This is a genomic window from Bradyrhizobium sp. CCBAU 53421, from assembly GCF_015291625.1.
Classification (GTDB): domain Bacteria; phylum Pseudomonadota; class Alphaproteobacteria; order Rhizobiales; family Xanthobacteraceae; genus Bradyrhizobium.
In genome coordinates this window covers 8,998,104-9,009,895 of record NZ_CP030047.1, presented here as the reverse complement: position 1 = coordinate 9,009,895, position 11,792 = coordinate 8,998,104, and the positions used below count along the sequence as shown (strand labels likewise).

General features: G+C 61.2%; 9 protein-coding genes. 4 read left to right on the top strand and 5 right to left on the bottom strand.

Translation table 11 applies throughout. From position 1 onward, the window contains the following. Nucleotides 1-165 precede the first annotated feature (165 nt). The 5 genes from XH92_RS41675 to rpmB all read right to left on the bottom strand — a co-directional run bounded on the left by XH92_RS41675 (nucleotide 166) and on the right by rpmB (nucleotide 5,520). On the bottom strand, nucleotides 166-393 hold the full coding sequence (locus tag XH92_RS41675; protein WP_194457208.1) for a hypothetical protein: 228 nt from the start codon (nucleotides 391-393) through the stop codon (nucleotides 166-168). 1,042 nt (nucleotides 394-1,435) lie between these two features. Continuing rightward, nucleotides 1,436-2,674, bottom strand: a complete 1,239-nt coding sequence (locus XH92_RS41670) for a hypothetical protein (protein WP_194457207.1) — start codon at nucleotides 2,672-2,674, stop codon at nucleotides 1,436-1,438. 63 nt (nucleotides 2,675-2,737) lie between these two features. Beyond that, entirely contained in the window at nucleotides 2,738-3,214 is a 477-nt protein-coding gene (locus XH92_RS41665) for a hypothetical protein (RefSeq protein ID WP_194457206.1), read from the bottom strand. After that, nucleotides 3,207-5,030, bottom strand: coding sequence for a Z1 domain-containing protein (locus XH92_RS41660; protein WP_194457205.1), 1,824 nt, complete (start codon nucleotides 5,028-5,030; stop codon nucleotides 3,207-3,209). Before XH92_RS41660 ends, XH92_RS41665 begins: the two co-directional genes overlap by 8 nt. Before the next feature lie 181 nt (nucleotides 5,031-5,211). Beyond that, nucleotides 5,212-5,520 carry a 50S ribosomal protein L28 gene (gene rpmB, locus XH92_RS41655; RefSeq protein ID WP_050423898.1) on the bottom strand — a complete coding sequence of 103 codons (309 nt, stop codon included), beginning with the start codon at nucleotides 5,518-5,520 and terminating at the stop codon, nucleotides 5,212-5,214. 354 nt (nucleotides 5,521-5,874) lie between these two features. On the opposite strand from rpmB, the gene XH92_RS41650 reads away from it, so the two are divergent. The 4 genes from XH92_RS41650 to fdxA all read left to right on the top strand — a co-directional run bounded on the left by XH92_RS41650 (nucleotide 5,875) and on the right by fdxA (nucleotide 11,655). Further along, nucleotides 5,875-6,705, top strand: coding sequence for a DUF3108 domain-containing protein (locus XH92_RS41650; RefSeq protein ID WP_194461685.1), 831 nt, complete (start codon nucleotides 5,875-5,877; stop codon nucleotides 6,703-6,705). Nucleotides 6,706-7,375: 670 nt separating this feature from the next. Next, the gene (locus tag XH92_RS41645) at nucleotides 7,376-10,891 is read left to right on the top strand and encodes a helicase-related protein (RefSeq protein ID WP_194457204.1); all 3,516 of its coding nucleotides are present in this window, start codon (nucleotides 7,376-7,378) and stop codon (nucleotides 10,889-10,891) included. A gap of 71 nt (nucleotides 10,892-10,962) precedes the next feature. Next, nucleotides 10,963-11,232: an RNA-binding S4 domain-containing protein gene (locus XH92_RS41640; protein ID WP_194457203.1), complete on the top strand. Its 270-nt coding sequence runs from the start codon at nucleotides 10,963-10,965 to the stop codon at nucleotides 11,230-11,232. A gap of 84 nt (nucleotides 11,233-11,316) precedes the next feature. Beyond that, the gene (gene fdxA, locus XH92_RS41635) at nucleotides 11,317-11,655 is read left to right on the top strand and encodes a ferredoxin FdxA (protein WP_016844914.1); all 339 of its coding nucleotides are present in this window, start codon (nucleotides 11,317-11,319) and stop codon (nucleotides 11,653-11,655) included. Nucleotides 11,656-11,792: the final 137 nt, after the last annotated feature.

The following is an 11,792-nucleotide window of genomic DNA, read 5'->3' as shown; positions in this document are numbered from 1 at the left end:
ATCCGGGTGAGGGGGTACAGGTCTCACCCCATTCACTGCTCGTGGAAGCAGCCCCTCACCCCCACCCTCTAAGAGCGAGCTTCGCTCGTCTCGGCCCCGCATCCGCCTTCGCCCGAAGGCGGGCTTCGGCGGACAAGAGAGCGGGGCGAGGGAGAACTCTTGATCTCAACGGTAGCGCACGCTGCCGGTGGTGACCGGATCGGTCGGCAGCACCGTGGCGCCGGCGCGGTTGGCGGCGGCGGAGGTGATCATGCCGGGCTCGGCCGCGGCCTGCACATTGCGGGGCGGGTTGAATTCGAGGACGACGAGGGCGGCTGTCGCGAGCACTGCCACGGCGGCGGTTGCAATCGCAGGCACCAGTCTTCCGCGCGTATCGAGTGCGCGAACTTGCATTGATCAATTCCTTTATCGGGGTCGCTCTTTGGACGTGACATAAGAACGGCCGGGCTTCTTCCCAAGAGTGCGGCGCACATGCCTCACAATCAGTTGTACCGGCCGTGATGTCCCTCACGGTGTTCGAGACGATGCAGGCTTGGCCACATCGAATCGCAATCGTGTCGGACGGCTTGTTTGCACACTAATATCTGGAAGAGATCGTGGCGTTTTGCATGCGCCTCATGCGCTCGTGATGATGCGCAGTGATGTTGTGATTAACGGGCAGGCGACAAGCCACTTTTGCCTTTATTTATAGGCTTTCTTGGTTGGTTAAGGCGCGGGCGTTAAGCGTTTCTTCACGCACGAACAGCGCATCAGCAACGGATTCGCGCCGTGGCGAGCGATGACACCGCTATCATTGGCAGCAGTTGTCAGCGGACTCGCTGCTAGCGTTCGTGGGCGCCGTCATTGCGAGGGCTCGTCGCGCCGACTTGTCCGCCGAAGCCTCTCGGCGAAGGCGGAAGCCATGGCGAAGGCAGAAGCTTTAGCGAGGGCGTAAAATCATCTCTACTCATGCGGCAGGATGGACGATTTTACTTCACGCGCAATGGCGCAAAGAAGAATCCACCTCGGCATCGCGCCGCGCGCGTCGGTCGGATCGGTCCACCTGGTAGACAGCAGGAGAGGGTGAGGAGGCGCATTGTCGGGTTACGGTTTATACGTGCTCTCTCCGGCGAGACCGGGCTTGTTTGCCATCGCTTCCGCAAAAGCGCTTTCGCGCCTTGCGAGAGGATACCAGCCACTGGGGCGTCAGGACCACACGCTCTCACCGTCCGCGATGAGGGCGCTCGTGTCGCGCGCTTCTCGCGTCCACCGCATCCCGCACCCAACGTCCGTGACGATGGCGATACGCCCCTCTCCGAGGAGGCGGGACGCGCTGCTTGCAATGCTTTCTTTGCGGAGGCTGGATAGGGTGTGTCGCTTTGAAAATGTTAGGGAGTTTCGAGCTTTGGCGCACGCGTCGGGGTAGGCGCTTGGGCTACACCAGCGCAAATTTTTCCTAGCCAGGTTTAGAAAATGACAAGATCACCTCTCGCCGCATGCGCCCATCGAGCGACTCCTGCCCCTTCCTAACGGATGGAGGGGGGAGGTAGCGACGGTTGGCTGGCAGGAGCCTAACGCGTCTTGTTTCATTCTTTAGGCCCGCTCTTTCTGCCACCGCAGAGACGATCTTTGCGTTTGGAATGAACGTCCCGCGAACCGTATTTTCTCCGACTACGTAGATGGCTCTGCCACCCGGCTTTAGAACACGGGCCGCCTCTGCAACGGCTCGGCGCATGTCCTCGATGTAGTGAGCAAGTACAGCCTCATGTCTCGGGGATAGGCGGGGGCTCAATTTGAGACCCGACATAATATTTTTGATGACGTCATCCTCGTGAGCCTCTTTGTCGCTCGTCTCATTCCCCACACTCTCTGCTCGGATGTCCGTGAGCTCCCCAATATTGTAACCCATCCAAACTAGCGAAAACTTGCTGCAGCGCATGTAGTCGATTGCGTTCAGGTAGGGTGGGGAGGTCAGAACAAGATCGATAGCTCCGCTGGCGATCGCTAATGATCGTGCATCGCCAAGTGCAGCCTGTGTCGCGGGACTGTTGTGAGCTTGATCTTGTCGAATGCAATTCTTTAGGACGTGAACTGTTGCCTTAAGAAACTTCCCAAACGGCTTCACCGGGGCGGTTTCGAAAGCCTTGTGTGGGCGGCTGTGCGAAAGATCCATCGCAAGAGAGGCGCCGGCTTGTTTCGTGATGATAAGACGCGAGAAGGCGCACCAAAGTACATCTCTCGTACGGTCGTCCTGGACCCTAAGAATAGCTTCCGCTAGAGCCGCCAGCTGACGACGCGCATACGGATCGAACCAGTATCGAATGAACTTTCGCGTCTCGTCGTCAGCGTGACGCGGATACGCGTCGGCTGTACGTCGGTTGCTGAAGTCGTTCCGAGCGCGCACGAGAACCTCAGAGGCCTTGCGCTCGACTTTGTCCACGTCGATCTCGCTAGTCCAAACGCGAGTAAGCAAGACGGCCAAGGGGTCAATATCTACACCCACTGCGGTATGCCCCTTAGCGCGGGCAACGGCTAGAACCGTACCGGAGCCCATCATCGGGTCAAGAATGCGGATGGGCTTCGTCTCGGCTGCGATAATATCGAGAGCAATCCCAGGAGCCATCCTCGCTGGAAAGGGATGAACAGGTTCACGCCCGAGTGTTTCGTATATGGTCTTCTTAAAAGTCTTGCTCACCTCTGCCCCACAAATGAGCCTGCGGCCGTTGCCAAGTGACGAGAGAAAGACGCGACGTTTGGATTAGATCGCCGCGTAGCGCTCGCGCACACGAGATTTGAGTGTCTCGGGAATCAAACCTATCCCGCGCGACACCTTGTACTGCAATTCGCCCCGATTTCCCGCCAAATCGTACTGCGCTCGCGGTGGCCTTGTTACGCTCACCCAAGCATTTTCGCTCTCCTGAAAGCTGACGATTGTGTGCAAATCAGCGAATGTCAGCGTCACGAGTCCATCGGTTCCGCAAACAAAGACAACAAAGGAGTCGGGAAACCTGTGCTCAAGGTCGAGAAGATCGGCCGCTTGATCGATCGTAAAGGTGAAGCGCCACGGTGACATCCGCTTCGACGAATGTTTCACATAGACGCCAACTCTTCCATTCACGACGAATGCATTGATGCGCCCCTCGCGGATAAACGGACGAAAGGAGATCGAATAGTCACTCTCGATCGCAAGTTGTCTCAGGACTACGCCCTGGTAAAATTCATAATCGTCAAGCATGTTTCACATTCTTCAAAAAGCTGATGTTGCCGTTGAATTTATAGATGACTCGAGCCTTCTTCTTGTCGTTAAAAAAGATCTTGAAGTGATGTACCGCATCGGGAAATTCGCGGCGCACCTGTCCGAATAGGCCTTTCGTTCGCTCGATCTTTACTTTGTCAGCGTCCTTCATATTCTCGATGGTGCTCGATTGATGAATTGCTATCGAGCTCGGTCCATTCGGAAGGATGCGTTGGACATACTGAACAAGATAATCTGGCAGTGAGTCTCCAATTTCAGCTTGCAGCCGTCTTAGGCAAGTAAGGGGATCATTTGTTTCTTTAATGATTCGCTCTATCCCAGCCGAATAGTCAAAGATCGGAAACGACATCTCGCCCTTATCGAGAAGGACATTTGCCTTGTCTATGCTGCTGGGCGCCACGGCTGCGATCCTTTGATCCGCGAGCCAAACGGGCGACCCTTTCTTCGTCTTAATGGCTTCTAGTGCGAGTTTGTGGAAAACAAAGCAACGTTGCCAGTCGAGGTACAGTTGCTCGGGAATGGTCAATTCAAAGTGCGGCAAATGCTTCTTGCGAGAGCCAAACATTCGAGCGCGCTGGATGTATGTATCCTGCTGAATCTTGTGCTTCGAATCACGCGTGAAAAACATTGATAAAAGATTGTCAAAAGTCACGCCGCGCGAAACGATGTTTCCGCCGATTACAAAAGTGAACATGGCGGCCGGCGAAGTTGCCGACTTGAAGTCGACGTTCTTGTCCCTTTCGCTGTTCATGATGATAGTGGTGGTTTGGTCGCAGTTCTTGACGATGTAGCCGAGTATTCTGCTCGCTTGTTCGGCGCCGTATAGCTTTGCTGCGATCTTGTCTAGCTCGCGTGTGTAAGACTCGAATTTCTTTGAATGGACGTCAGATAAGGCGTTCATGACGTCATCAATGGGCTTCTTATCAGAGCGGTGATCGAGCTTCTTTCCGCTCGTGTGAATCAGCATCGAGAAATTCTCATCGACGCCAGTCGACAAGTTCAGTGCTGCTACGCGGACGAGAAATCGAAAAATAGCTTCTCGAAGGTACTTCGGACTGTCGTCGGTGTCCGGAAGTGTTTGCAGAGAGAAGCCAACCGGAGTGTCCAACGGGAAGAATACGTCTTGACCAGTGTATGCTTCGTGCGGGGGGAAGTTGACCCACCTTTCGTTGTCGTTGTCGAAGGTGTTGTTCAAGTCAAGTCTAGCGGGTGTGGCTGTTACGCCGATATAAACTCCGTCATGACTGATCAGCTGCTTGATGAGCGCGTTGATCCGCGTTACGTCGCCCTTGTTGATGAGCGCGTTCGGTGTCGCGAAGTCGGCTTCGTCGTCGATTACGACCTTCTCGCGCACGCGTTCTAGTTTTTGATTCAGCTTTGCGAGATCGCTAGCATTCTTCTTGCAGAAGATGACATGGAAACCCGTCGCGAAAGAGTACTCGGGATCAATGACGTCAGAGAAGTTACGAGCGGCTGGTGACAGATTTGACCGCTGAAACCTATCGAGATTCTGCTGGAGCAGCTGAACGCTATCGTTCAATAAGTGAATGATAACTCGGTTTCCATCGTCGAGTAATTTTGCGGTAAGGCAGATCATCATTTCCGTCTTGCCGCTTTGTGGCTCGCCGTAGATCACGAACGAACTCGTGCCCGCACGCAAAGTCTCGCAAGCGCTGGAAACCGCAGCCTCCACGCAAGATGTCTGTTTGTTGAGTTTCTTTAGGCGATTGAGTTGACCCAGGTAACGTTCGCGCTGGGCCGCGATCCCCCTCAGCTCTTCGACATTGACCGCCAACAGTCGCCCCTTCTCTATCGCAGTTGAGTGTTCTCGTTCCTGCGATCATAGCGGGTGGTTTGTCAGCGGCATAGGGTTCGCTTACTTCTCCGATGGTCGAATTGTCGCAAAACAAAAACGGCCGGGTCATCCGACCCGGCCGTTCAAAACTCTCAACGCGAATTCCGCTCGCGCGTCTCGCTCAGCTCGCCTTCTTCACCGGCGCCGGCTTGCCGACCTTCTTCTCGATCGCGCGCTTCAGTTCGAGAGCGCGGGGCGAGAGCACGTCGGCCTTGGCCTTGAGCAGGTAGGCGTCGAGGCCGCCATTGTGGTCGACGCTCTTCAGCGCATTGGTCGAGACGCGCAGGCGCACGTTGCGGCCGAGCGCATCCGAGATAAAGGTCACGTTGGCCAGGTTCGGCAGGAAGCGCCGCTTGGTCTTGATGTTCGAGTGGCTCACCTTGTGGCCCGTCTGGGGGCCCTTGGCCGTCAGTTCGCAGCGCCGGGACATCTTACAAAATCCTTATTGCATCCCCGCCTCGTCTCAGGCGTGCATTCGCACGGCCCGCGCGGGGGTTTTGAATTCGCGTCCATTTTCCAGGAACCGCGGGTGTATAGGGGCAGAATAGGAGAGCGTCAAGATTATATCGCCGCATGGACGTCCCGGGAAATGGCGGTTCATAAGCCGTTCCAGCCACTTAACCGCGGATATGGCAACCATATAAAGGGCGTATTCGGCTGCAAGTCTTGGTTCCATAAGAGATGCGCGTGTTGTCCGGCCGAATTGAAGGACCAAAATGGACGACGAACAGAGCGCCGATAGCAGGACCGTCAGGTAGGTTAAGTGACCACCGCCATTGCCATTTTGCCCCCGCTCGGCCGGCTCCTCGGCCTGTGCGCGGGCGCATTGCTGCTGTTCTGCGCCGAGCGCGCCAGCGCCCAGGGTCGGCTCGACGCCCAGTATGAGGCGACGCTCGCCGGTATCCCGGTCGGCAAGGGCTCCTGGACCATCGAAATCGGCGACGACACCTTCTCGGCCGCGGCCCAGGGCGGCACCGCAGGCCTGTTGAAGGCGTTCTCCGGCGGCACCGGCTCGGGCGCATCGCAGGGCCGTGTCGTCAACGGCTCGCTGGTCGCCTCCGCCTATACCGCAACCACCACCACCTCGAAGAAGTCGGAGACGATCCGGATGGTGCTGGCCAATGGCGGCATCAAGGAATCCGCGATCGAGCCGGAGCCGCCGGTCGATGCCGACCGCCTGCCGGTGACCGATGCGCAGAAGAAGAACGTGTTCGATCCGATGACCGGCTCGTTCCTGCGCGCGCCCGGCAATGCCGAATTGATGAGCCCGGATGTCTGCCGCACCGGCGCCGGCGTGTTCGACGGCCGCATGCGTTACGACCTCAAGCTCGACTTCAAGCGGGTCGAGATCGTCAAGGCCGAGCGCGGCTATCACGGCCCGGCGCTGGTCTGCGCGCTCTATTTCGTGCCGATCTCCGGCTACATCCCGGATCGACCCGTCATCAAATACCTCGCCGCCCAGCGCAACATCGAGATCGCGTTCGTGCCGATCGCGGGCACCCGCCTGCTGGTGCCGTTCCGCATGACGATCCCGACCCCGCTCGGCCAGGCCATGCTGGAAGCGACGTCCTTCGTCACCACAGCCGCGCCGCCGCGCGTGGCGAAGACGCAGTAGCCTCTCCACCTTCTCCCCTTGTGGGAGAAGGTGGCGTGGACGCAGTCCACGCCGGATGAGGGGTCTCTATCCGCGGAGACAGACCCCTCACCCGGCTTCGATGCTACCGCATCGAATCCACCCTCTCCCACAGGGGGAGAGGGTACTTCGGAGGCGCTGCGCGGGACGCTCGGGAATGCAACAAACGTCACCAGAATCCATTTGACTCTTGCCCGCTTCTGATTCGACTCGTCGGCCCCTGGAATTTAAGGAATTCAGTCCGCATATCCTATGCTTGTGGAGCCCTCTCAAACTTGATCTAGTGCCGCCGCATCAAGACTCGCCGAGATGTTGCGGTGAACGTTTCGGGTCTGGAATGGAGTCAGCGATTCGGCCGCGATTCGTTCTAGACTCGTTCCGAAGCTTAAGGGTGGCGCGGAAAGCGTCGCATTGTGAGACAGATTTTGCGAAAGGATGCGTGAAGGAGTGAACCCCGAGGCGTCAGTCTTTCACCGTCACCCTGAGGAGGCCGCGGAGCGGCCGTCTCGAAGGGCGACGGCCCTGCTGTCCCAACTGGCAGATCGTCGCGCGTGGAAATATCTCGGCCGTGCATCCTTCGAGACGCGCTGACGCGCTCCTCAGGATGACGGGTCAGGGATCTTGCCTTCAATAAAAGAAACACCTGCAAAATATGGTTTTCTCAACTTCGTTCGGAAATGACCGCGTGCCCGGTGCGGGCGTCACTGCGGTGCTGGGGCCGACCAACACCGGCAAGACGCATCTCGCCATCGAGCGCATGCTGGCGCATTCGTCGGGCCTGATCGGGCTGCCGCTGCGGCTGCTGGCGCGCGAGGTCTACAACAAGATCGCCGACCGCGCCGGCGTCGACAACGTCGCGCTGATCACCGGCGAAGAGAAGATCAAGCCGAAGGCGCCGCGCTTCTGGGTCTCGACCGTGGAGGCGATGCCGCGCGATCTCGACGTCTCGTTCCTCGCGGTCGACGAGATCCAGATCGCGGCCGATCTCGAGCGCGGGCACGTCTTCACCGATCGCATCCTCAATCGCCGCGGCCGCGACGAGACGCTGCTGCTGGGCGCTGCGACGATGCGGCCGATGATCGAGCGGCTGCTGCCGGGCGCCTCGATCGTCACGCGGCCCAGGCTGTCGCAGCTCGAATTCGCCGGCGACCGCAAGATCACGCGGCAGCCGCGCAGAACGGCGATCGTCGCGTTCTCCGCCGATGAGGTCTACGCGATCGCCGAACTGATCCGCCGCCAGCATGGCGGCGCTGCCGTGGTGCTGGGCTCGCTCTCGCCCCGCACGCGCAATGCGCAGGTCGCGATGTTCCAGAACGGCGACGTCGATTACCTCGTCGCGACCGATGCGGTCGGCATGGGGCTCAATCTCGACGTCGATCACGTCGCCTTCGCCTCCGACCGCAAATATGACGGCTATCAATTCCGCCGGCTGACGCCGGCCGAATTCGCCCAGATCGCCGGCCGCGCCGGGCGCGCGACGCGCAACGGCACCTTCGGCACCACCGGCCGCTGCGCGCCGTTCGAGCCGGAGCTCGTCAACGCGCTGCAGAACCACACCTTCGACAGCGTCAAGATGCTGCAATGGCGCAACGCCAGGCTGGATTTCTCCTCGCTCGGCGCGTTGCAGGTGTCGCTGGCGCTGACGCCCAATCATGAGGCACTGACGCGGGCCCCGGTGGCGGAGGACCTTCGGGTGCTCGAACATGTCGCACGCGACGCCGAGGTGCGTGAATGGGCGCATGGGGCTAAGGCGGTGGAGCGGCTGTGGGAGGCCTGCCAGGTTCCGGACTACCGGAAGCTGTCGCCGGCCGCCCATGCCGAACTCGTGACCACGCTGTATGGCTTCCTGATGCAAAAGGGGCGTATCCCTGACGCATGGTTTGCCGCCCAGGTCGACCAGGCCAACCGGACCGACGGCGATATCGACACGCTATCGGGCCGGATCGCGCAGATCCGGACCTGGACCTTCGTTGCCAACCGGCCCGACTGGCTCTACGACCCGGACCACTGGCAGGGGATCACGCGCGATCTCGAAAATAAATTATCCGATGCGCTGCATGAACGGCTCACGGAGCGTTTCGTTGACAGGCGGACCAGTGTATTGATGCGCCGCCTGCGGGAGAACTCAGTTTTGAATACGGAAATTGGCAAGACCGGTGAAGTGATCGTGGAAGGCCACGTGATCGGCCGGCTCGATGGTTTCACCTTCGCACCTGATGCGGCCGAGGCCGGCAGCGACGCCAAGGCGCTGCAAGCCGCCGCCCAGCAGGTGCTGGCGCGCGAGATCGATGCGCGTGCCGAGAAACTGGGCGCCGCTCCCGACGAGCAGTTCGTGCTGACCTCCGACGGCACCATCCGCTGGACCGGCGATGCGGTGGCCAAGCTCGTGGCCGCCGACGACGCGCTGCATCCGCGGCTGCGCATCATTTCCGACGAGCGGCTGACCGGCGCCTCGCGCGAAGCCGTGCAGACCCGGCTCGATCTCTGGCTCAAGACGCATATCGAGAAGCTGCTCGGGCCGCTGTTCGAGCTGTCCAAGGCCGAGGATATCCAGGGCATCGCCCGCGGCATCGCCTTCCAGCTCGTCGAGGCGCTCGGCGTGCTCGAGCGCAGCAAGATCGCCGCCGAGATGAAGGATCTCGACCAGCCTTCGCGCGCGGCGCTGCGCAAATACGGCGTGCGCTTCGGCGCCTATCACATCTACTTCCCGCAGCTCCTGAAGCCCGCGGCGCGCTCGCTGGCCTCGCTGCTGTGGGCCGAGAAGCAGAGCAATGTCGACATGGCTGCGCTGTCGAACGTGCAGCATCTGGCGAGCAGCGGCCGCACCTCGTTCCCGGTCGACAAGCAGCTCGCGCGCGACGCCTATCGCGTGCTCGGCTATCGCCAGTGCGGCGAGCGCGCGGTGCGCGTCGACATTCTCGAGCGGCTCGCCGACCTGATCCGCCCGGCGCTGGCCTGGCGCGAGACCTCGCCGGGCGAGAAGCCCGCGGGTGCGTTCGACGGCCGCGGCTTTGTCGTCACCCAGGCGATGACCTCGCTGACCGGCTCGGCCGGCGAGGATTTTGCCTCGATCCTGCGCGCGCTCGGCTACCGCATGGACCGCCGTCCGCCGCTGCCGCCGAAGGCTGTCGAGGCTGCGCCGGTTGAGGCCACGGAGGCCGTGGTCGAGAGCACCGAGACCGTTGCCGCCGAGACGCCGCCGACCGAGGCGACGTCTGATGCCGCCATCGACGCGCCGGTCGATGCCGCCGCCGAGGCCACGGCCGATGCGCCGGAGGCTGCGACAGATCAGCCGGTGTCGGGCGATCCTGCACCGTCGGCCGCGCTGCTGCCCGACGTCGGCTTTGCCGAGGTGGTCTCCAGCGAAGCGACGCCGGTGGTGATCGAGACCCATCAGGATGCAGTGGCCGAGCGCGCCACGCCGGTCGACGCGCCCGTTGTTGCCGAAGCGTCCGCCGCTGAAGCCCCTGCTGCTGAAGCACTCGCCGAGCCCGCGCCGGCCGTGGAAGCCACTGCGGAGACACCGTCAGAGCCCGGCGCCGAAGCGCCTGCGGAGACGGCGAGCGCTGATGCTGCACCCGCCGAGGCCGCTCCCGCCGCCGCGGAGACGCCGGCCGAGCCGCAACTGGTCGAAGTCTGGCGTCCCGGCGGCCGCTCCGACGAGCGCCGTCCGCATCATCGCGGCCACGACCGCAACCGCGGCCGGCATCAGAACAAGCCCGCCGAGGGCGCGCAGGCCGCCGAGGGCGGTGGCGAAGGCGAGAAGCGCGAGCATCATCGCCGGACGCGCCGCCACCAGGATTTCCGCACGCCGCGCCCCGGCGCGCCCGCCGAGGCGGCGGCTGCGCCTGCCGATGGCGCGCAGGCCCGCGACAATAGGGACGACAAGGGCCAGCGCCGCGAGCGGTTCGAGGGCAAGGGTCGCGATCGCGACAATGAGCGTCGCCGCGACAACAAGTTCGGCGGCGATCGCAAGGGCGAGCGCGGCGATCGTGACCGTGGCGGCCGCGATTTCGGCAAGGGCGGCCGCGACAAGCGCGAGAGCGGCCCGTCGCATCGGCCCTACGCCTCGAGCGCGCCGCGCGAGCGCGACCGTCCGATCGATCCGAATTCGCCTTTCGCCAAGCTTGCGGCCCTGAAAGAGCAGCTCGCCGGTCGGAAGGAATAATCGGACATAGCGTTTTCGAGCGAAGTGGGCACCGGTTCGCGTGAAGAAAACGCGTCAAACATAGAAGTCCTTTGGACAGACAGCGCCTCGACAAATGGCTGTGGCACGCGCGGGTGGTGAAGGCCCGCACCAGTGCGGCCGAACTCGTCGCATCAGGTCATGTCCGCATCAACGGCACGCGCGAGAAATCGCCGGGCCATGCGGTGAAGGCGGGCGACGTCGTCACCGTCGCGCTCGACAGCAGCGTCCGCGTGCTGAAGGTGATCGGCTTTGCCGAGCGGCGCGGCGATGCTGCCTCGGCGCGCGTGCTGTACGAGGATTTGCAAGGAGGCAAGGAATAGCTATTTAGGGCCAGCAATTCCTTGCGGGCCAGGTATTCCTGCGCTACCCAACCCCAGAAAAACTGGATCGTTTCGGAGTTTTGGATGACCTACGTCGTCACTGAAGCCTGCATCAAGTGCAAATATACCGACTGCGTCGAGGTCTGCCCCGTCGATTGCTTCTACGAGGGCGAGAATATGCTGGTCATCCATCCTGACGAATGCATCGATTGCGGCGTGTGCGAGCCGGAATGTCCGGCGGACGCCATCAAGCCGGACACCGAGCCGGGGCTGGAGAAGTGGCTCGAGGTCAACCGCGACTACGCCAAGAGCTGGCCGAACATCACCCAGAAGAAGGACTCGCCCGAGGACGCCAAGGAGTGGGAAGGCAAGGAAGGCAAGTTCGAGAAATATTTTTCTCCGAATCCGGGCAGCGGCGACTGATTCGTCCGGATCAGCTGGGACTACCCCGATAAGGGCGGGCTCAGGCCCGTCGCGGCCCTCCGTTCGGCCGCCGATTTAACCCTAATGACGGACATATGACCTGAGGATGCCCTGTTATGCCCGGAATCGGGCGTAAA